Source organism: Nonomuraea gerenzanensis, from assembly GCF_020215645.1.
In the GTDB taxonomy this organism is placed as follows: Bacteria; Actinomycetota; Actinomycetes; order Streptosporangiales; family Streptosporangiaceae; genus Nonomuraea; species Nonomuraea gerenzanensis.
The window spans coordinates 2,050,705-2,070,334 of record NZ_CP084058.1 but is presented as its reverse complement, the minus strand read 5'-3'; the positions used below and the strand labels follow the sequence as shown (position 1 = coordinate 2,070,334).

Annotated in this window: 18 protein-coding genes; 8 read left to right on the top strand and 10 right to left on the bottom strand. The window is 72.2% G+C overall.

The window, feature by feature from the left end; genetic code table 11:
- Genes LCN96_RS10095 through LCN96_RS10060 form a run of 8 tightly spaced genes read right to left on the bottom strand, consistent with a single transcriptional unit; the run spans position 1 to position 10,087 of the window.
- On the bottom strand, positions 1 to 2,766 hold the full coding sequence (locus LCN96_RS10095) for a glycoside hydrolase family 38 N-terminal domain-containing protein (protein WP_225272326.1): 2,766 nt from the start codon (positions 2,764 to 2,766) through the stop codon (positions 1 to 3).
- Positions 2,763 to 3,842 (bottom strand): Gfo/Idh/MocA family protein, encoded by a 1,080-nt coding sequence (locus tag LCN96_RS10090; RefSeq protein ID WP_225272325.1) that lies wholly within the window; start codon positions 3,840 to 3,842, stop codon positions 2,763 to 2,765. The genes LCN96_RS10095 and LCN96_RS10090 overlap by 4 nt, the downstream gene beginning before the upstream one ends.
- The gene (locus tag LCN96_RS10085) at positions 3,839 to 4,732 is read right to left on the bottom strand and encodes a TIM barrel protein (protein WP_225272324.1); all 894 of its coding nucleotides are present in this window, start codon (positions 4,730 to 4,732) and stop codon (positions 3,839 to 3,841) included. The genes LCN96_RS10090 and LCN96_RS10085 overlap by 4 nt, the downstream gene beginning before the upstream one ends.
- On the bottom strand, positions 4,723 to 5,901 hold the full coding sequence (locus LCN96_RS10080) for a CehA/McbA family metallohydrolase (protein WP_225272323.1): 1,179 nt from the start codon (positions 5,899 to 5,901) through the stop codon (positions 4,723 to 4,725). Before LCN96_RS10080 ends, LCN96_RS10085 begins: the two co-directional genes overlap by 10 nt.
- On the bottom strand, positions 5,898 to 6,962 hold the full coding sequence (locus LCN96_RS10075; RefSeq protein ID WP_225272322.1) for an ABC transporter ATP-binding protein: 1,065 nt from the start codon (positions 6,960 to 6,962) through the stop codon (positions 5,898 to 5,900). Before LCN96_RS10075 ends, LCN96_RS10080 begins: the two co-directional genes overlap by 4 nt.
- Entirely contained in the window at positions 6,962 to 7,780 is an 819-nt protein-coding gene (locus tag LCN96_RS10070) for a carbohydrate ABC transporter permease (RefSeq protein WP_225272321.1), read from the bottom strand. Before LCN96_RS10070 ends, LCN96_RS10075 begins: the two co-directional genes overlap by 1 nt.
- Positions 7,777 to 8,724 carry a carbohydrate ABC transporter permease gene (locus tag LCN96_RS10065; RefSeq protein ID WP_225272320.1) on the bottom strand — a complete coding sequence of 316 codons (948 nt, stop codon included), beginning with the start codon at positions 8,722 to 8,724 and terminating at the stop codon, positions 7,777 to 7,779. Before LCN96_RS10065 ends, LCN96_RS10070 begins: the two co-directional genes overlap by 4 nt.
- Positions 8,699 to 10,087, bottom strand: coding sequence for an extracellular solute-binding protein (locus tag LCN96_RS10060; RefSeq protein ID WP_225272319.1), 1,389 nt, complete (start codon positions 10,085 to 10,087; stop codon positions 8,699 to 8,701). Before LCN96_RS10060 ends, LCN96_RS10065 begins: the two co-directional genes overlap by 26 nt.
- A gap of 263 nt (positions 10,088 to 10,350) precedes the next feature.
- On the opposite strand from LCN96_RS10060, the gene iolC reads away from it, so the two are divergent.
- The 5 genes from iolC to LCN96_RS10035 all read left to right on the top strand — a co-directional run bounded on the left by iolC (position 10,351) and on the right by LCN96_RS10035 (position 15,919).
- The gene (gene iolC / locus LCN96_RS10055) at positions 10,351 to 11,289 is read left to right on the top strand and encodes a 5-dehydro-2-deoxygluconokinase (RefSeq protein ID WP_225272318.1); all 939 of its coding nucleotides are present in this window, start codon (positions 10,351 to 10,353) and stop codon (positions 11,287 to 11,289) included.
- Positions 11,286 to 12,191 (top strand): Cgl0159 family (beta/alpha)8-fold protein, encoded by a 906-nt coding sequence (locus LCN96_RS10050; RefSeq protein ID WP_225272317.1) that lies wholly within the window; start codon positions 11,286 to 11,288, stop codon positions 12,189 to 12,191. Before iolC ends, LCN96_RS10050 begins: the two co-directional genes overlap by 4 nt.
- A complete protein-coding gene (gene iolB, locus LCN96_RS10045) occupies positions 12,188 to 13,030 on the top strand; it encodes a 5-deoxy-glucuronate isomerase (RefSeq protein ID WP_225272316.1) in 843 nt (280 codons plus the stop codon). The genes LCN96_RS10050 and iolB overlap by 4 nt, the downstream gene beginning before the upstream one ends.
- Positions 13,030 to 14,874, top strand: coding sequence for a 3D-(3,5/4)-trihydroxycyclohexane-1,2-dione acylhydrolase (decyclizing) (iolD, locus tag LCN96_RS10040; protein WP_225275949.1), 1,845 nt, complete (start codon positions 13,030 to 13,032; stop codon positions 14,872 to 14,874). Before iolB ends, iolD begins: the two co-directional genes overlap by 1 nt.
- A 61-nt stretch (positions 14,875 to 14,935) precedes the next feature.
- Positions 14,936 to 15,919, top strand: coding sequence for an AI-2E family transporter (locus tag LCN96_RS10035; RefSeq protein WP_225272315.1), 984 nt, complete (start codon positions 14,936 to 14,938; stop codon positions 15,917 to 15,919).
- Between the two features lie 304 nt (positions 15,920 to 16,223).
- Here LCN96_RS10035 and LCN96_RS10030 read toward each other — a convergent pair whose 3' ends face one another.
- Positions 16,224 to 16,706: a GNAT family N-acetyltransferase gene (locus tag LCN96_RS10030; RefSeq protein WP_225272314.1), complete on the bottom strand. Its 483-nt coding sequence runs from the start codon at positions 16,704 to 16,706 to the stop codon at positions 16,224 to 16,226.
- 19 nt (positions 16,707 to 16,725) lie between these two features.
- Here LCN96_RS10030 and LCN96_RS10025 point away from each other — a divergent pair, with 19 nt between their 5' ends.
- Positions 16,726 to 17,385, top strand: a complete 660-nt coding sequence (locus LCN96_RS10025; RefSeq protein WP_225272313.1) for an HAD family hydrolase — start codon at positions 16,726 to 16,728, stop codon at positions 17,383 to 17,385.
- On the opposite strand, the gene LCN96_RS10020 is transcribed toward LCN96_RS10025, so the two are convergent.
- A complete protein-coding gene (locus tag LCN96_RS10020; protein ID WP_225272312.1) occupies positions 17,382 to 17,906 on the bottom strand; it encodes a DivIVA domain-containing protein in 525 nt (174 codons plus the stop codon). The genes LCN96_RS10025 and LCN96_RS10020 overlap by 4 nt on opposite strands.
- A gap of 120 nt (positions 17,907 to 18,026) precedes the next feature.
- Between LCN96_RS10020 and LCN96_RS10015 the strand changes: the two genes are divergently transcribed.
- Together LCN96_RS10015 and LCN96_RS10010 are read left to right on the top strand one after the other, a co-directional pair.
- Positions 18,027 to 18,929 (top strand): ABC transporter ATP-binding protein, encoded by a 903-nt coding sequence (locus LCN96_RS10015; protein WP_225272311.1) that lies wholly within the window; start codon positions 18,027 to 18,029, stop codon positions 18,927 to 18,929.
- A complete protein-coding gene (locus LCN96_RS10010; RefSeq protein ID WP_225272310.1) occupies positions 18,926 to 19,594 on the top strand; it encodes a hypothetical protein in 669 nt (222 codons plus the stop codon). The genes LCN96_RS10015 and LCN96_RS10010 overlap by 4 nt, the downstream gene beginning before the upstream one ends.
- Positions 19,595 to 19,630: the final 36 nt, after the last annotated feature.

Sequence of the window (19,630 nt, the reverse complement as noted above, 5' to 3'; positions counted from 1 at the left end):
TCAGCCCGAGAGCTGCCCAGAGAGCTGCCCAGAGAGCTGCCCAGAGAGCTGCACCGTCGCGATCTCCCAGGCGCCCAGCGGCAGCCGGAGCGTCCCGTCCGTCACGTCGAGCGGCTCGCCCGGGCGTCCGCGCAGGTCGGCCCGGCGGGCCTGGGTGAAGGAGCCGGTGACGACCGCCTGCGTGGCGTCCGGGGTGAGCGCGACGACCCGCAGCTCGCGCCACCCGTCGCGCTCGCGCAGCGAGGTCATCACGACCCCGTCGCCTGCCACCGACAGGCCCGGCGCGGGCTCGGGCAGCGGCAGGGACGACTCGCCGAGCCCGGGGACCACGAGCAGGTCGTGGCGGAAGGCCTCCGCGTGCGGGAGCACCTCGCCCCAGCCCTCCTGGTACGGCATCAGCGCCAGGCTCACCGACCGAGGGCCGCGCGACTGCGCCGCGGGGGTGGGCAGTTGCGGGCCGGCGGGCTCCGGCCGCAGGGCGTTGCGGTTGCGGGACAGGTAGCCGACCGAGCGCAGCAGCGTGAGCGCCAGCTCGCCGTCCGCCAGCTCGTACTCGGTCACGTGCTCCAGCAGCGCCGCCACCCCGCCGGCGGCCACCCACGAGGAGGCGGGGAAGGTGGGCAGCGGCGTCTCGCCGCAGCCGGCCTCCGCGGTGAGGCCGCGGCTGACGACCGCGAACTGCCCCTCGGCGTACGACTGCGTGGCCGCCGCCGGCAGTGGCACGTGCAGGCGCACCCGGTGGTCGGCGCAGCGGTTGTCGAAGTCGACCCGCAACCGGACGAACGGCTCCCCGGCGCGCAGCTCGACCCGGGTGGTGACGGCGATCTCCTCCATCCTGGCGGCACGCGTCATGGCGGGCACCTCGGGAGCGCCGTCGAGGTCCTCGCCCGAGGCCGGCCACAGGTACGTGCGCCGGACGTCCACGATCGACACCAGCGGCCCCGCGCAGATCAGCTCGGACTCCACCTCCACCGGCTCCGACACCGTCGTGTCGTGCAGCGGCGGCGCGTAGTTGTAGGTGTCGCCCACGTCGCCGCCGTCGACGATGCGCCCGGCGCCGGTGACCGTGGTGCCGTCCTGGCCCACCAGCGTGAGGCTGCCGTCGGGCGCGATCGTGACTCTGAGCAGCCCGTTGTCCAGCACCTCCTCGTCGCCGCGGACCGGCAGGGGCGCCGAGTCGGAGCTGAGCCAGCAGGACGGGTGGTGCGTGCCGGGCAGGCGCTCCGCCTCGTCGCCGCCGTACACGCGCTCGCGCGGCGCGGGGCGCAGGCTCGTGTGGCCGAGCGGCGGGGCCTCCACCAGGGCGGCCACCGTGCGGCGCGGCTCGGCGACGATGCGGACGCGGGTCACGCCGCCGATGGCGGCACGCAGGTCGTCCAGGTCGACGACCACGGAGGTGTGCCTGGCCACGGTGAAGGTGAGGGTGCCGTCCTCGACCGTCCAGTCCGTGATGTGCTGCCCGTACAGCTCGGTGCCGTGGACGAAGGTCAGCGCGGTGGCCGGGTCCATCTCCTCGTCGAGCAGCAGCGTGGCCGCGTACTCCAGCGGCTGCACCGGCACCGGCGCGCCCGACGGGTCCACCAGCGGGTCGGTGCCCGCCACGTCCACGACCACGACGCCGCGCCGGGCGGCGGGGGTGGGGTTGACGATCAGCATGCCGTCGGACGGCACGTCCTGGGCCAGGCGGGCGGTCACCATGTCGCGCACGGCCTGCCCGAGCTGCTCGGCCTCGGCGATGCGGGCGGCGACCTGCTGGGCGGTGTCGTCCACGCCGCAGCCGGTCACCGAGTCGTGGCCGCTGGCGTCCACCAGCCGCCACCAGGCCATGTCGAGGAAGCGGCCGGGCCATTCCTGGCCCCAGAGCGCGGCCAGCGGCTCTGCGTAGCGCTCGACCATCCGCTCGGCGCGGCTCATGGCCTGCTTGACGTGCGGGCGGATGGAGATGACGCCGGGCAGGATGTTGGCGCGGGCGTGGGAGCGCAGCTCGCCGTGCACCTGCGGCAGCCCCGCCACGTCGCCGGAGTATGCGCCGATGTATCCGGACAGGGTGTCCATGCGGGCGCCGATCGCCGCCACCATCTCCGGCAGCCCGCGCACGGGCGCCGAGTGGTCGGTGCCGTACATCGCCAGCAGCGGCCCCTCGGGCCCGTGCCACTCCCGCATGGTCCGTACGAACCCGGCCGCCCGCTGCTCGAGCCCCTCCGCGTCGGAGAACAGGTAGGCCCCGTTGCCGTAGCCGCCCACCGGCAGGTACTGCGTCCGCAGCGCCGTGCCGTCGGGCGCCACCCAGGCGAAGGCGTCGGTGGTGACGGAGGAGGGCACGCCGCGGTAGACGCACGCGTGCAGCAGCCCGGCCTTGCGCAGGATCTGCGGCATCTGCGCGGTGTGCCCGAACATGTCAGGCAGGTAGCCGACCGGCATGGCGCCGCCGAGCTTGTCCGACCTGGCCATGCCCAGCTCCAGGTTGCGGATGATGTTCTCGCCCGAGCAGAGGAACTCGTCCAGCAGGATCTGCCACGGCCCCACCGCCAGCCGCCCCGACTCCACCAGCGCCGCCACGCGGTCGCGGTTCTCCGGGCGCACCTCCAGGTAGTCGTCCACGCAGGCGAGCTGGCCGTCGAGGGTGAAGTGGTAGGCCGGCTCGCGCTCCATCGTGTCGAGCACCTCGTCGAGCAGGGCCACCAGGCGCAGCCTGAAGCGCTGGAAGGGCTCGTACCACTCCCTGTCCCAGTGAGTGTGCGGTACGACGACGATCTCCGTGCTCACGCTGACTCCCCTCCGATGGGCAGACCATGTTGTACGGCGTAGCGCGCCGCGATGCGCTGCGCCGTGACGATGTCCTCCAGCCCGCCGCCGGCGTCGGTGAGCGGCGGCTTGCCATCGTTCACGTAAGCATGGAAAGCGACCAGCTGTACCTCGAACGCCTCGGTCACGTCACGCCAGTGCGTACGGCTCTCGCCCCCGGACACCACGGTGAGCGTGGTCGGCGCGTTCATCAGGTAGGGCGAGGGGAAGACCAGCTCCAGCGAGCCCCGGTCGTGGTGGATGGCCACGGTCTCGCGGTAGGCCGGATAGTCCTCCAGGTAGTGCCACCTGACGGAGAAGCGGCCCCGGACCGGCAGCGGCCCGGAGATCTCGATCGAGCCGGGCGCCGCCCCCCACATCTCGACGTACGAGATCTCCTCAGGAGAGCCGGTGAAGCGCCTCAGGAGCGACAGATCGTGGCAGATGGAGCCCAGCGCGACCCCGTACAGGTTGCGCACCTGCTCCGGGGCCTGCTCGCCCAGCGCCCGCGACACCAGCTCGCCCTCGGCCGCACGCAGCGAGGCCAGCAGCCCGGCGTCCACATCGTTCGCCTGCGTCAGGTTCGCGAACGCGAGCTGCGACTCCCCGCTCGGGTGCAGCACGGTCACCTCGACTGACCTGATCACCTCGGGCCCGCCCAGCTCGGCCAGGATCTCCTCGGCCCGGCGCACGGCCGGGTCGTACTGCTTCATGTAGGCGACCATCAGCCGCCCCTCGGGCAGCGCCGCCACCTCGGCCCTGGTCAGCGCGAGCGGCTTCTCGCAGAGCACCGCGTACCCGGCGGCCAGCGCCTGCCGCACGGTCTCGCCGTGCGAGCCGGACGCCAGCACGACGACGGCCTCGAACCCGCCCTCGGCCAGCATCTCGGCCACCGCGGTGTACCGCCGCGCCGCGCCCAGCCGATCGCCCACGGCGTCGGCGAGCGTGCGCGACAGGTCGCAGACGGCGCTCACCTCGAACAGGTCGCGGCGCCGCGACAGCAGCGGCACGTAGACCGCCTGCGTCACGGCCCCGCAACCCACCAGCGCGATTCTCAAAGCCCCAAATCCTTCAGTTTCCGGCGGTTGGCCGCCTGGTCGGCGATGTTCTGGGCGACCGTGCGCCGCCCCGGCAAGGTGTCCTGCTCGATCACGATCCAGCCCGCGTAGCCGATCTCGTCCAGCGTGCGCACCACGGCCGGCAGGTCCAGCTCGCCCTCGCCGAGCGGGGCGAACCCGCCGCGGCCCATGAGCTCGCGCAGGTCCACGCCGTCGGCCAGGGCCTGGGCGAGGATCGCGGTGTCGCCGTCCTTGATGTGCACGTGCCCGACCCGCTCGGCCCACGCGCGCAGCGCCGCCACCGGGTCGCCGCCGCCCAGCAGCAGGTGCCCGGTGTCCAGGCAGAGCTGCACGTCGGTCAGCTCCAGCAGCCGCTCGACGTCCTCGGGCGTCTCGACGTGGGTGCCGAGGTGGTGGTGGAAGACCGGCTCGAAGCCGCGCGCGCGGCAGCGCTCGGTCGTGTCCTGGATCCGGGCGGCGAACGCGGGCCACTCGTCGGCCGGCAGCCCTGGAGCGGTCCCGCCGGGCCGCGCGAAGCGTTCGGGCGTGCCAGGGCAGGCGATCGTGGGCCGCGGCGGGAGGTCACCCGGAGGCGCGGCTGCGAACACGTCCAGCGCCGCATCCAGTGTGGGCAACGCCCGCTCGTACCCGTCCGGGTCATGGAAGGGCAGGTCCACCCAGCCGCCGCAGAGCAGCAGCCCGGCCCCGCTCAGCCGGTCGGTCAGCTCGGAGCCGGTGCCCAGGTAGCCGATCGGCCCGGAGTCGATGCCCTCGTAACCGGCCTCGGCCAGCGCGTGGACCATCTCGTCCGGGGTCAGCGGTGGCGGGCCGTCGCTCAGCTCGAACACGCCGAAGCTCACGGGCGCGTTGGCGACTCTCCTCACGCGCATAGGGCGATCACCTCGTTCTCGTAGGTCTCCAGCCGGTGGGGGCCGTCGATGGCCGGCAGCAGCACCCGCTCGCCGCGCACCACCTGCCGCGTGCCGTCGGGGCGGACCAGGACCAGGCCGTCGGCGTCCAGGACGATCAGCTCGTCGCCCAGCCTGAGCAGCAGCGGCCCGTCAGGGCCGGTGGACACGGCGGTGCGGCCCGCGCGCACGCCGTCGAGGACGGCGGCGGGATCCTCGGCCAGCACCCAGGTCGTGGGCGTGCCGGGCAGCCCGTCGGAGCCGTGCCGGTGGAAGTCGCTGCCGCCGATCGCGATCACGTCGTCGCGCCAGGCGTCGGCCCAGGCCAGCGGCGCGCCCCAGCGGCGGTCCCACCAGCCGGAGCTCCACACCTCGGCCACGCGCGGCCGGCGGCTGATCGGCAGCAGCCAGGCGCAGTCGCCGCCGAGCGGATGGTTGATCGAGATCAGCCCGCCCGCCCGCTCGGCGTGTTCGACCCAGGAGTCGGCGGGCTCGCGGAAGTCCACCCAGCCGACGTCGCCGAACACGTTCGCGTGCCCCCGGTCGGTGGTGACCTCCTGGCCGGGGATGAGCGTGAGGCCGCGGCCGGTCCCGGCGAGCCAGGGGTGGTGGCTGACCGTGTTGTGGTCGGTGACGGCCAGGAAGTCCAGGCCGCGCCCGCGGGCCAGCTCGGCCAGCTCGGCGATGGTGAGGCTGCCGTCACTGTGGACGGTGTGGGCGTGGAAGTCGCCGGCGTACCAGCGCAGGCCGCCCACGTCCGGGATGTCGCGGCGCGGCGGCCGTTCGCCGTGCGGCGGCTCCTCGGCCACCGGCTCGGGCGGCGCGGCCCGCTCGAAGGAGATGTCCAGCGTGTAGTCCAGGCCCTGCGGCGGGATGCGGTGCAGCCGCAGCCACACGTTCCAGGTGCCGGGCTCGGGCTCGCCCGGCAGGTAGCCGGGGGTGGCCCAGTCGCGGGTGATCGTGTACTCGTCGCGCGCGCCGCCCGACCAGCCGCGGAAGCCGCCGGGGGATCCGCAGCCGAGGTCGATCACGCCCTGCGACCTGTCGTAGGAGAGCTTCACGTGCACGGCGGCCGTCCCCGGCGGCACCTCGAACGGCACCTCGCGCAGGATGCGCTCCAGCCGGTCGTCCAGCGACCAGTGGCCCCTCACACCAGCTCTCCGTTCCGGTAGACCAGCGCCCGGTCACGCCGGGGCAGCGCGTAGCCGTCGTCGCCCACCGCGGGCTCGCTGCCCTCCGGCACCACGACCTGCACGCTCACGTCGTTGACGTCGAGGGTCACCAGATGGGAGGCGCCCAGGTTCTCCACGATGGCCACCTGCCCGCCGAACGCGCCCTCCGCGGGCTCGGCAGAGTAGGCCAGGTATTCGGGCCGTACGCCGTACACGATCTCCTCCCCGTCGGACAGCGGCCCGCCGGCGGAGGCGGGGACCGCGATCTTGCACCCTGCCACCTCCAGCGTGTCACCTCGCACGGTGCCGTCCAGCAGATTCATCGGCGTGGAGCCGATGAACCCGGCCACGAAGGTGTTGGCGGGCCGCTGGAAGACCTCGGCCGGGGTGCCGATCTGCCGGATGTGCCCGGCCTCCATGACCGCCATCCGGTCGGCCATGGCCAGCGCCTCGGCCTGGTCGTGGGTGACGAAGACGGTGGTCACCCCCAGCTCGCGCTGCAGCTTCTTGAGGAACGTACGGGCCTCCAGGCGCAACCGGGCATCCAGGTTGGACAGCGGCTCGTCGAACAGGTACGCCTGCGCCTGCGTGGCCATCACCCTGGCCAGCGCGACCCGCTGCTGCTGCCCGCCGGAGAGCTGCCCCGGCCGCCGGTCCATGAGATGGTCCAGCCCGAGCCGCGCCCCCACCTCGGCGGCCTTGTCGCGGCGCGTGCCCTTGGGGACCTTCTTGATGCGCAGCGGGTAGGCGATGTTGTCCGTGACGTCCATGTGCGGGAACAACGCGTAGTCCTGGAACACCATGGCCACGTCCCGGCCGCCCGGCTGCACGCCCGTCACGTCGCGCTCCCCGATGACCACGGCGCCGCCGCTGGCGGTCTCCAGGCCGGCGATCGTGCGCAGCAGCGTGGTCTTGCCGCAGCCGGAGGGCCCGAGCAGGGCGAAGAACTCGCCGTCGGGGATGGCCAGGTCGAGCGCGTCGAGCGCTTTCACCCCGCCGGGGTAGACCTTGGTCAGCCCGCGTAGTTCGATGGCGGCCATTAACGCTTGATCCCTCCGTGGAAGCGGAAGCCGTACTTCTTGCTGACGAACAGGTACATGAGCACCACCGGGATGGAGTAAAGCAGCCCGAAGGTGGACAACATGCTGAGGTTGGCCTGCCCGCCCTCGGTGTACAGCGTGTACGTGATCACCGCCGCCGGTTGCTTCTCCACGTCGCTCAGCAGCAGGTACGGCATCAGGAAGTTGCCCCACACGTTGGCCACGGCCCACACCGCGATGGTCGCCAGCCCCGGCCGTACCAGGGGGACCACCACGTGCCGCACGATCTGCAGCGGCGTGGCGCCGAAGACGCGGGCCGACTCCTCGTACGACTTGGGCGTGGAGTCCATGAAGTCCTTCAGCATGAAGATCGCCGCGGGCAGCAGGCCGCCGGTCAGGATGAGGATCAGCCCGAGCTGCGAGTCGATGAGGTTCAGCTCCACCGCGAGCTGGAACAGCGGCACCATGGCCGCCGTGCCGGTGATGATCGACGACAGCAGCAGCAGCGCGTACAGCAGGGCGTCGCGGCCGGGCAGCCGCACCCGGCTGAGCGCGTAGGCGGCCAGCGCGGAGAACAGGACGACCAGCAGGGCGGTGCCGACCGACAGCACGACCGAGTTCCACAACGACGGCAGCGCGTACGGGTGCTCCGCGACCGCCGCGAAGTTGTCCCAGGTGAAGTCGGGCACCGCCACCTCGTAGGTGGGGTCGGTGGTGAAGGGCGCGGTCACCAGCCACAGCAGCGGGATGGTGAAGAAGGCCAGCAGCACGGCGATCAGCGTGTAGAACCCGATCCGGCCCAGGACGAACCGCGTCATTTCTTGCTCCGCAACAGCCGCAGGTAGAACACCGCGACGACCAGGTTGATCAGCAGGATGATCGTGGAGACGGCGGCGCCGTAGCCCAGCTCGCCACCCTGCAGGGCCACCTTGTACACGTGCACGGCCAGCACCTCCGACTTGCCGTCGGGGCCGCCGGCGGTGAGCAGGAAGGGGGTGAAGTCGTTGAACGTCCACAGGCTGATCAGCAGCAGGTTCGTCAGGATGTGCCCTCTGATGTGCGGGAACACCACGTCCCTGAGCTGCTGCCAGCCGGAGGCGCCGGCCAGGCGGGCGCTCTCCAGGTGCGAGGGCGGCACGTTGCCGAGCGCGGCGCCGTACAACATCATCGAGAACGCGGTACCGCGCCAGGTGTTGAACACGATGATCGACAACATCGGGTGGTCCAGCAGCCAGGCGGTGCCGGGGATGCCGAGCAGCGCGTTCAGGGTGCCGCCGTCGCGGTCGAGCAGCGCCACCCACAGGAACGACACGATGGCGCTGGGCAGGATCCAGGCCAGGATGACCAGGCCCTCGACCACCCGCTTGAGCGGGCCGCGCCGGTCACGCAGCAGCCACGCGATGGTGAAGCCGAGCCCGACCTGCCCGATGACGGCCGAGCCCAGCACGAACTGCGTGGTCAGCCAGGTGGAGCTCCAGAACGTCGGGTTCGCGACCGCGTCGAGGAGGTTGTCGAGGCCGACGAACTGCGGCTCGGCGGCGGCGATCCCGGTCAGGCGGTAGTTCGTCAGGCCCAGGTAGAGCACCCAGAGCGCGGGGAAGACGAGGAAGGCGGCGATCAGCAGCAGGGCGGGGGCCATGAAGACCCCTGCCCGCGCCTTGCCGAGACCCGCCGCGTCCGAGCTGTAGCGGGCGGGCTCCTTCGTGCCGGGGGCCGACTCAGGAGCCCCAGGAGCCTCAGGAGGCGATATTGCCTGCGCCACCGACGATTCCCTCAAGCTTCTTCTGGTAGTCGGCCGCGGCCTGGTCCGGAGCCGTGCCGCCGGCGACCGCGGCGGTGGCCTCCTGCAGCGCCACCGACACCTGCGGGTAGAGCGCGACCGGCGGCCGGTAGGCCGTCACGGGCAGCACCTTCTCCGAGATGAAGGTCAGCAGCGGCTCGCCCGCCAGGATCTCCTTGTTGACGTCCGTGCGCGGGGTGATGCGGACGTTGCCGTCCTTGGTCTCCTCCTTCAGCGCCTCCGGGGAGAGCGTGAAGGCCAGCAGCTCGAACGCCTCCTTCGGGTGCTTGCTGTTGGGGTTGACCGTGCGGAGGGCGCCGCCGGACATGCTGACGAAGTCCTGGCCCTTGATGCCCTTGCCGGGCTCGATGGCCGGGATCATGGCGTACCCGACGGTCTGGTCGCGGTCGGCCATCTTGGCCACGCCGGTCTTGGGGTTGACCACGCCGCGCCAGAAGTAGTCGCCCTCCATCAGGATGCCGACCTTGCCCTCGGCGAACTGCTGGAACGACTTGTCGCGGCCCTTGGCCTCCTGCTGGAGCCTGGGATCGCCGAGGCCGCCGCCGTAGATCTTCTGGTAGAGGCCGAGCGCGTCCTTCAGCGGCTGGGAGGCGCCGCTCCACTTGCCGTCCTGCTGCACCTCGCCGCCCGCGCCCGCGAGCAGCGGCAGCACGCCCTGCATGGAGGTGGCCTCGCCCATGGCGGTGCCGGCGTTGATCTGGATGGGCACGGGGACGCCGGAGGACTTGAGCTTGGCGCCCGCGTCGAGGATCTCCTGCCAGCTCTTGGGCTGCCAGTCGGCCGGCAGCCCGGCCTTGGCGAACAGGCTCTTGTTGAAGTAGAGCACGCGGCCGTCGGTGCCGACGGGCAGGGCGTACTTCTTGCCGTTGAACTCGGCCATGGCCTGCACGGCCTCGGGGATCTGGGCCCAGCCGTCCCAGCTGTCGGCCTCCGCCCCGACCAGCTCCGCCAGCGGCTTGATGTAGCCGGCCTCGGCGAACTCGCCGGCCCAGATGCCGTCGATGTCGATCACGTCCGCGCCCTTGCCTGACTTGAGGTCGAGGGAGAGCTTGGTCTTGTACTGCTCGTCGTCGACGCCGCTGGGAACGAACTTGACCGTGACGTCCTTCCCCTTCGCCTTCTGCGCCGCCTCGAACTTGGGGATCACCCAGTCGGCGACGAACTTCGCCGCGGCGGCGTTCTTGCCGCCGGCGATGGCGTTCTGGGCGATCGTCAGCTCGATGGTGTCGCCGCCCCCGCCGGAGGACTGGCCGCACGCGGCGAGCCCCAGACCGGCGGCGGTGATGACCGCGACCACACCCATCGACCGTTTCCGCAATGCCATGCAAACCCTCCGACGTGTCCTAAAGGGAGGAGGCCATGGGCCAATATGTCATGACATTCATATGACGTAAAGACCTGGCCGTTATTCGAGGACGTGCCCACATGCTGCGCCTATGCCCGTGCGGGGGCGATCTTCACTACCCACGATGCCGGGTAGTGAACGACCGAGAACTCTGAAGGGGCGTGATCCGCAACATAGCGGACATCCGAATGTCATGACAATATGCCATAGTGACGAGGTGAGCTCCGTCTCTGGAGGTGCTGTTGTACGACCTGATCACGATCGGCCGCTCCGGCGTCGACGTCTATCCGCTGCAGACCGGGGTCGGCCTGGCCGACGTCGAGACCTTCGGCAAGTTCCTCGGCGGCAGCCCCACCAACGTCGCCGTCGCCGCGGCCCGGCACGGGCTGCGCTCAGCCGTGATCACCGGTGTGGGCGCCGACCCGTTCGGTGACTACGTGCGCCGGGCGATCCGCGGCTTCGGCGTGGACGACGCCTTCGTGACCACCATCGAGGGCCGGCCCACGCCCGTGACGTTCTGCGAGATCTTCCCGCCCGACCACTTCCCGATCTACTTCTACCGCGGCGAGCACCCGCCCGACCTGCAGCTCTCCCCGTCGGTGCTCGACCTCGGCGCGATCGCGGGAGCCGGGCTGTTCTGGTTCTCGCTGACCGGGCTGAGCCAGGAGCCGAGCGCCGCCACCCACGCCGCCGCGCTCGCGGCGCGCACGTCCGGGTGGACGGTGTTCGACCTCGACTACCGGGCCGTGCTGTGGGAGTCCCGGGAGGCCGCCCACGAGGCGGCCCAGCGGATGCTGCCGCTGGCGAACGTGGCCGTGGGCAACCTGGAGGAGGTCGAGGTCGCGGTCGGCGTACGCGACCCTGAGGCCGCCGCGCAGGCCCTGCTCGACGCCGGCGTACGGCTCGCGATCGTGAAAATGGGCCCGGAAGGGGTTTTCGCGCGTACCTCCGAGGAGAGCGCACTGGTGGAGCCCATGGAGGTGAAGGTGGTCAACGGGATCGGCGCGGGAGACGCGTTCGGCGGCGCCCTGTGCCTGGGCCTGCTGCGCGGCTGGCCGCTGGAGCGCACGCTGCGCTTCGCCAACGCGGCGGGCGCCTTCGTGGCCGCCCGCCTGGCCTGCGCCGACGCGATGCCGTCCACCGCAGAGGTGGACGACCTGCTGAACGGGGCGCGCCCGTGAGCGACCTCACGCTGTCCCAGTCGGCCGACTACGAGCGGCTCACCCGCATCCGCGCCACCCAGCCGGAGGAGATCGCCGCCTGCGCGGCCCGCCGGCAGCGCCGCGGCCTGCCCGCCGAGGGCGAGAGGCTGCTGATCATCGCCGCCGACCACGCGGCCCGCGGCGCCCTCGGCGTCCGCGACCGGCCCCTGGCCATGGCCAGCCGGGCCGACCTGCTCGACCGGCTGCGGCTGGCGCTGTCCCGGCCCGGCGTCGACGGCATCCTGGCCTCCCCCGACGTCCTGGAGGACCTGCTGCTGCTCGGCGCCCTGGAGGGCAAGCTGGCCTTCGGCTCCATGAACCGCGGCGGGCTGCAGGGCACGGTCTTCGAGGTGGACGACCGCTTCACCGGCTTCGACGCCGCCTCCATCGACGCCATGCGGCTCGACGGCGGCAAGATGCTCTGCCGCATCGACCCGTCCGACCACGCCACCGTGACCACGCTGGAGTCCTGCGCCCGCGCGGTCACCGAGCTGGCCCGCAGGCGGCTGGTGGCCATGGTCGAGCCGTTCTGGTCGCTGCGCTCGGAGTCGGGGGCGCTGCGCAACGACCTGTCGCCCGACGCCGTGATCCGCGCGATCAGCGTCGCCCAGGCGCTCGGCGTCACCTCGGCCTACACCTGGCTGAAGATCCCGGCCGTGGCCGAGATGGAGCGGGTGATGGCCGCCACCACGCTGCCCGCCCTGCTCCTGGGTGGCGACCCGCCCGACATCGACGCCGCCTACGCCGACTGGCACCGCGCGCTGCGCCTGCCCGGCGTGCGCGGGCTCGTCGTCGGGCGCGCCCTGCTCTACCCTCCCGACGACGACGTGGCGACCGCGGTGGACGGCGCCGCAGCACTGGTACGAGAGGCCCGCACATGACTCACCTTCCGTACGGCAAGACCGCCAGCGGCCCCTGGTCGGTCGAGATCACCCCCTCCACGGCCGGCTGGACCTACTCGGGCCTGCGCATCGCGGACCTGACGGACGCCCCGCTGTCCTTCGACACGGGCGAGGAGGAGCTGCTCGTCCTGCCCCTGGCGGGCTCCTGCACGGTCACCATCCCCGGCGACACGTTCGTGCTGACGGGCCGCGCCTCGGTCTTCGACGGCCCCTCCGATTTCGCCTATATCCCGATTTCTACGCAGGTGACCATCGAGGGGGCGGGGCGCATCGCGTTCCCCTCGGCCCGCGCCACCCGCGCGCTCCCCCCGCGTTACGTGGCCGCCGCCGAGGTGTCCGTCGAGATCAGGGGCGCCGGCCAGGCCACCCGCCAGGTCAACAACTTCTGCTCCCCCGACGCCTTCGCCGGCTGCCACAAGCTCATGGCCGTCGAGGTGCTCACCCCGGGCGGCAACTGGTCCTCCTATCCCCCGCACAAACACGACATCCCGGGCGAGGGCGAGGCCGTGCTGGAGGAGATCTACTACTTCGAGGTGGCCGACCAGGGCCTCGGCTACCAGCGCGTCTACTCCTCCGAGCGCGGCCACATCGACACCCTCGCCGAGGTCTCCTCCGGAGACGTGGTGCTCGTCCCGTACGGCTACCACGGCCCCTCCATGGCCGCACCCGGCTACGACCTGTATTACTTGAACGTCCTGGCAGGCCCGGCGGAGCATCGTTCGATGGCGTTCTGCGACGACCCGCGCCACGCGTGGATCCGCTCCTCCTGGGACGCCCAGCCCATCGACACCAGACTGCCGTTCGGGAGGACTTCGTGATCCGGTTGACCGTCGCGCAGGCGGTGGTGCACTTCCTGGCCCGCCAGTGGAGCGAGCGCGACGGGGTGGAGCGCCGCTTCTTCGGCGGCTGCCTCGGCATCTTCGGCCACGGCAACGTGGCGGGCCTGGGCCAGGCGCTGGCCACCTCCACCGAGGACCTGCCCTACCGCCTGAGCCGCAACGAGCAGGCCATGGTGCACACCGCCGCCGCCTACGCCCGCGCGGGCAACCGGCTGACCACGCTGGCCTGCACCACCTCGATCGGCCCCGGCGCGACGAACATGATCACCGGCGCGGCCGGCGCCACCATCAACCGCCTGCCGGTGCTGCTGCTGCCCGGCGACATCTTCTCCACCCGCGCCGCGAGCCCCGTGCTCCAGGAGCTGGAGGACCAGCGCTCGTACGACATCTCCGTCAACGACTGCTTCAAGCCGGTCTCCCGCTACTGGGACCGGATCAACCGGCCCGAACAGCTCCCCAGCGCGCTGCTGGCCGCCATGCGGGTGCTCACCGACCCGGCCGAGACCGGCGCGGTGACGCTGGCCCTGCCGCAGGACGTGCAGGCGGAGGCGTTCGACTGGCCGGATGAGCTGTTCGCCCGGCGCGTCTGGCACATCCCGCGGCCCCGGCCGGAGCGCGCGGCCCTCGCCCGCGCCGCCGAGCTGGTCAGGTCGGCCGCCCGCCCGATCATCGTGGCCGGCGGCGGCGCGATCTACAGCGAGGCCACCGCGCGGTTGCGGGCCTTCGCCGAGGCGTGCGGCATCCCGGTGGCGGAGACGCAGGCGGGCAAGGGCGCCCTTCCGTACGGTCACCCGCTCGCCCTCGGCGCGATCGGCGCCACGGGCACCACGGCGGCCAACACGCTGGCCCGCGAGGCCGACCTGGTCATCGGCGTCGGCACCCGCTACAGCGACTTCACCACCGCCTCCCGCACGATCTTCGCCCCCGACGCCGCGTTCCTGAACCTCAACATCACCGGGTTCGACGCCGCCAAGCTCTCCGGCCTGCAACTGGTCGCCGACGCCCGTGAGGGGCTGGAGGAGCTGGCGCAGGCGTGCGCGGGCCACAGCACGCCCGCCGCCTACCGGGAGCGCGCCGCCGAGCTGACGCGGGCCTGGGACGCGGCGGTGGACGAGGCGTACGCGCTGGAGGGCTCGCCGATCCCGCAGGCCGCCGTCATCGGGGCGGTCAACGAGGCGGCCGGCGACGACGGTGTGGTGGTGTGCGCGGCCGGATCGATGCCGGGCGACCTGCACAAGCTCTGGCGGCCCAGCGGCCCCGGCAGCTACCACGTCGAGTACGGCTACTCCTGCATGGGCTACGAGATCGCCGGTGGCCTGGGGGTGAAGCTGGCGGCTCCGGAGCGCGAAGTGTTCGTGCTGGTGGGCGACGGCTCGTACCTCATGATGGCCCAGGAGCTGGTCACGGCCGTCGCCGAGGGTGTCAAGCTGGTCGTGGTGCTGGTCGACAACTCCGGGTTCGCCTCGATCGGCCGTCTGTCGGAGAGCGTCGGCGCCGAGCGGCTCGGCACCGCCTACCAGCGCCGCGACGGCGGGCCGCTGCCGGTGGACCTGGCCGCCAACGCCGCCAGCCTGGGCGCCGCCGTGCTGCGCCCCGAGACCGTCGCGGATTTGCGCAAGGCGCTCGACACGGCGCGCGCGTCCGCCGGCACCACGGTGATCTACGTGCGCACGGACCGGCTGGCCGACGACGTGCCGTCCTCCGAGGCGTGGTGGGACGTGCCGGTGGCGGAGGTGGCGACGACGAGCGCCACGTACGCGGCGCGGGAGACCTACGAGACGAACAAGCGCTCCCAGCGCCCCCACCTGACGCCGCCCGGCTGATCAGGGTTGCCCGCGATCACCCCGGGGAACTCCTCTGACCAGGCACGATCGGGGGGTCGGGATGGGGCCGTGGCGGCTGCTGGGGTGGTTCGCGGTCATCGCGGTGGCCTTCTTCTGCCTCTATCACGTGCGCACGGTGGCCATCTCGATCGTCATCGGCGTCTTCCTGACGGCGTTGCTGCTGCCCCCGGCCCGCTGGCTGCGCTCGCGCGGGCTGGGCCGGGCGGCGGCCACCACGATCGTCTTCGTCGGCGGCCTGCTGCTGGCAGGCGCGCTGATCGCGCTGGTGGTCCCGCCGACCGTGGCCAGCGTGTCGGAGCTGCGGGCCAGCGTCGGCAAGGTGCTCGACGACCTGCACGTCCTGACGTCCCGGCTGGGGCTCGACGACCAGCAGCTCATCGACCAGGCCAGGGAGTACCTGTCCACGCAGGGCCGCCAGATCACCACCGGGGCGCTGGCCGGGGTCAGGACCGTGGGCGAGATCGTGGTCGGGGCGGTCCTGGCGGTCATCCTGTCGGTGTACTTCGTGCACGCCGGCGACCGGCTCTTCCGCTGGCTGGTGGAGCTGGTGCCGGCCGGCGCGCGGGCCCGCGTGACCGGGACCGGTGAGCTGATCTTCTCGGTGATCGGCCGGTACATCCACGGGGTCGCCCTCGTGGGGCTGGTGGACGCGTTCTTCATCGGGATCGCGCTGTGGATCCTGGGCGTGCCGGTCGCGCTGCCGCTGGCGGTGCTGACGTTCGTGGGGGCGTTCCTGCCGGTGGTGGGCGCCTTCTTCGCGGGGCTGCTGGCGGCCGTGGTCGCGCTGGTGGCCAAGGGGTGGCTGGTGGCGCTGATCGTGGTCGCGGTGACCCTGGCGGTGCAGCAGATCGAGGGGCACGTGCTGGCGCCGCAGATCTACGGCAAGGCCCTGGACCTGCCGGGCGCGGTGATCCTGGTGGCGATCACGGTGGGCAGCGTGATCGCGGGGATCACGGGGGCGTTCCTGGCCGCCCCGGTGACCTCGGTGATCGTCGCCCTGATCCGCCACCCCCGCTCCGCCTGAGCCTGCTCATCCGAGCGCCGCCGTCACCGTACGCAGGCACTCTACCCTTCAGCACCGCCGCACGTGGCACGCCCACGGCGACCAGCCCCTCCTCCAGAGCGGCCAGCGTCGCGGCCCCCCTCCTCCAGGGCGGCCAGCGTCGCAGCCACGGCGTGCTCGCGCCGCTCCAGCGCCTCGGCCGGCTCCTCCTGGGCGAGCATCAGCGCGTTCGACACTTACGAGGCGAAGCGCCGCCCCGTCGCCCCGGAGCTGGCCGACGTCGAGCAAGCCCGCCTCGCTCCCGGACGTGCTGCGCAGCGCCCTGCTAGGGGCGTAGCTCAAGCTCCAGCTCGTGCCTGATCGGGATCCCGTCGGACTCCGCCGGGATACTGGGCTTGAGCGCCCGCACGCGGTCCATGGCGTTCCTGTGCAGGGCGACGAGGTCGAATCCGTAGCGCTGGTAGAAGCGCAGGGCGTGGGTGTTGTCGTTGGTGGTGATCAGCCACAGCCGGGTCGCGCCCCGCTCGGCGGCGGCCGCACGCACCGCGTCGAGCAGCGCCCTGCCCACTCCCCTGCCGGGCAGCACGGCGTTCAGCGAGGCGATCTCCACGGCGCCGTCTTGCTCCAGGTAGGTGACCAGACCGGCTAGCTCGCCGTCCACCTCGGCGACGAACCCCGGCAGCTTGGCCACATCCACCAGCTCGCCGCTCCCCAGCACCATCAGCGTGGTGCCGCCCCAGCTCTCGGTGAGCACGCGGGTGACCGCCGGCAGGTCGTCGGGACGGGTGTCACGGACGGAAATGCTCATGACCGTCATTATGGGAGCCATGCGATGGATCACGTTCGACTGTTTCGGAACCCTCGTCGACTGGCGGCACGGCATCCGCACCAGCGCCGAGCTGATCGCGCCGGGGCAGGGGGCGCGGCTGCTGGAGGCGTACAACCGGCACGAGCACGTCGTCCAGGCCGAGTCGCCCGCCATGCGCTACCGCGACGTGCTGGCCGAGACCCTGCGCAGGGCGTGCGAGGAGGAGAAGGTGGAGCTCGGCGCGGACGACGCCACGGTGCTGGCGGCGACGCTGCCGTACTGGCCGGTCTTCCCCGAGGTGGGCGCCGAGCTGTCAGCGCTGCGCGAGGCCGGGTGGCGGCTGGCGCTGCTGACCAACTGCGACCGCGATCTCATCGCCGGGACGCGGCGGCGGCTGCCCGTGCCGTTCGACGCGGTGGTGACGGCGGAGGACGCGGGCGCGTACAAGCCGTCGCCCGCGCACTTCGAGATGTTCAGGCGCTCGTACGAGCCGGAGGTGTGGGTGCACGCGGCCCAGAGCTACTTCCACGACATGGAGCCCGCGCACCGGCTCGGGCTGCCCCGCGTGTGGATCAACCGCCACGGCGCGCGGCCGGACGACGCCGCGATCGTCCCGCACGTGCAGCCCGACCTGCGCGGCCTGCTCGCGACGGCGGAGACGGCTGAGACAGCGGCCTAGAGTGCCCGCTGCTCCAGGACGTCGGCGATGCCCGCGAGGAACGCGTCCACGTCCGCGATGAGATAACCGGCCTTGAACATCACGGTCGAGAACTTCGCCCCCCGCACCTCCTTCGCCGTCACCGGATAGTCGGTCGTGCCGCGTAACGTGGCCACGATGCGGTCGAGGAAGGCGTCGATCTCGTCCTCGTTGTAGCCGGTGCCCATGCGGCCGGGCCTGAACGCCACCCGCTCCACCCGCGCCGCCTGCGTCTCGAACCACTGCTCGCGCAGCATCTCACCGGTGGGCTCGGCCATGGCCAGGCGGATGGGCCGCTTGGCCTGGGTCTCCAGCGCCACCACGAACGCCTCCAGCGCGAAGTCCACCGCGGTCTCCTGGTAACCGCCGCGTTTCGCGCGGAACGTGGCCGTGCGGACCTCGTCGGCGGTGACGGGCTCCACCAGGTGCGAGCCTCGCCCGAGCGTGGACTCGATCCGCCCGATCAGGGCGTCCACCTCGACGGGGTCATAGCCTGAACGCATACCCATGACGCGCGGAAAGCGGTTCAAGCCTCACTCCTCTTGGGTCTTACGTGCCGGGGGTTCCTCTATTGTCGGACCTTTACGCCGAACCTGCGACCCGACATATACCGTTACGGGATCATGCGGCTGTCCAAGGTCTCCTTCCGTTACCGAAGACGTGATCCACTCGTCATCGAAGACGCCGACGCCCACCTCGCCCCCGGCGAAGTGATCGAGCTGACCGGCGTGAACGGAGCAGGCAAGTCCACCCTGCTCCGCCTCCTGGCCGGCCTCGCCCGGCCCACCACGGGTGCCATCGCCGACCGTCCCCCGGTGGTCGGCTTCGCGCCCGACCGGTTCCCTGCGAGCCAGCCGTTCACGGTCACGGCGTACCTGCGGCACATGTCCCGCGTCCGCGGCGGCGCCCGCTGGGAGCCGTGGATCGAGCGGCTCGACATGGGGCACCTGCTCGCCACCCCGCTCGGCGACCTGTCCAAGGGCAGCGCCCACAAGGTCGGCCTGGCGCAGGCGCTGATGGCCGAGCCCGGGCTGCTGATCCTGGACGAGCCGTTCGCCGGTCTCGACGCCGACACGCGTGAGGTGTTGCCGTCGATCGCCACCGAGGTGGCGGGGCGGGGCGGGATCGTCATCGTCAGCGATCATCAGGGCGGCCTGCGCGGGCTGCCCGGCCTGCGTCACTGGTCCATGGTGGACGGCCACCTCAAGGAAAGCACCACCGCGCACACCACCCCGCACGTGACAGCGTCGGCCTCCGCTCACACCACCGCGCCGACCACCCCGCACGCCACCGCGCATGCCGCGGCGCCCGCCACCGCGCATACCACCGCGCCCGCCACCGCGCACACCACCGCGCACACCACCGCGCACACCACCGCGCACGCCACTGTGGCCGTCACGGTGCCCGCCGATGAGCTGGCGCGCTTCCTGGCCAGGATGCGGGAGGAAGGCTTCCAGGCCCGCGAGATCGAGGCCCCCGCCCACGAGCCCACCCCCCGGACCGCGCAGACCGAGGAGACCGGTTGATCCCCCTCGCCGCCTACCGCCTGACCGCCTACGTCCGCTCCCACCGCGTGTACCAGGCGCTCCTGCTCACCCTCGCCCTGCTGGCCATCGTCCACGGCAGCCGAGCGCCGAAGGGCGCCGAGGCCACCGTGCTCGTGGACGGCGCCGTGCTCCTCGTCCCCATCCTGGCCTGGGCGGCCAGAAGCCTGCTCGATACCGAGCCGGACCGCCAGCGCGAGATGTCGGCGATCCAGGTGGGCGGCCGCGGCAAGGAGGTGGCGGCGGGGCTGCTGGCGGCGTTCGCGGCCTGCGTGGTGTTCGCGGCGCTCGGCCTGCTCTGGGCCCTGTTCGCCGGCGTCTCCGGCTCCCCGCCGTCCGGCCTGCTCCTGGCGGCACTCCTCCTGTACGTGGTCTCCGCGCTGGCGGGCACCGCCCTCGGCGCCCTCACCAGCCGCGCCATCCTGCCGTCGCCGGCCATCTCGATCATGAGCCTGCTGCTCGGCTTCCTGGGGATGCTGCTGCTGAGCTCGACCTCGCTGTACTGGCTGACGGTGCCGCTCATCTCATGGATGAAGGCCGCCAACTCCGGCGAGCTGCTCGGCCACTTCCCGGAGCTGACCGCGATCTCGCTGGCGTGGTGCCTGATCGGCCTGGCGGCCTACGCCTGGCTCCGCCGCCGCTCGTGACGTGGCCGTACGTCCGCGGGCCGTGCCCCGTACGTA

What these genes read in the sequence shown, in the direction of transcription:
- LCN96_RS10085 (WP_225272324.1), bottom strand. Translation starts at nt 4,732, where the DNA reads ATGCGCGTGAGGAGAGTCGCCAACGCGCCCGTGAGCTTCGGCGTGTTC.
- LCN96_RS10075 (WP_225272322.1), bottom strand. Translation starts at nt 6,962, where the DNA reads ATGGCCGCCATCGAACTACGCGGGCTGACCAAGGTCTACCCCGGCGGG.
- LCN96_RS10070 (WP_225272321.1), bottom strand. Translation starts at nt 7,780, where the DNA reads ATGACGCGGTTCGTCCTGGGCCGGATCGGGTTCTACACGCTGATCGCC.
- LCN96_RS10060 (WP_225272319.1), bottom strand. Translation starts at nt 10,087, where the DNA reads ATGGCATTGCGGAAACGGTCGATGGGTGTGGTCGCGGTCATCACCGCC.
- iolB (WP_225272316.1), top strand. Translation starts at nt 12,188, where the DNA reads ATGACTCACCTTCCGTACGGCAAGACCGCCAGCGGCCCCTGGTCGGTC.
- LCN96_RS10035 (WP_225272315.1), top strand. Translation starts at nt 14,936, where the DNA reads ATGGGGCCGTGGCGGCTGCTGGGGTGGTTCGCGGTCATCGCGGTGGCC.
- LCN96_RS10030 (WP_225272314.1), bottom strand. Translation starts at nt 16,706, where the DNA reads ATGAGCATTTCCGTCCGTGACACCCGTCCCGACGACCTGCCGGCGGTC.
- LCN96_RS10025 (WP_225272313.1), top strand. Translation starts at nt 16,726, where the DNA reads ATGCGATGGATCACGTTCGACTGTTTCGGAACCCTCGTCGACTGGCGG.
- LCN96_RS10020 (WP_225272312.1), bottom strand. Translation starts at nt 17,906, where the DNA reads ATGCGTTCAGGCTATGACCCCGTCGAGGTGGACGCCCTGATCGGGCGG.
- LCN96_RS10015 (WP_225272311.1), top strand. Translation starts at nt 18,027, where the DNA reads ATGCGGCTGTCCAAGGTCTCCTTCCGTTACCGAAGACGTGATCCACTC.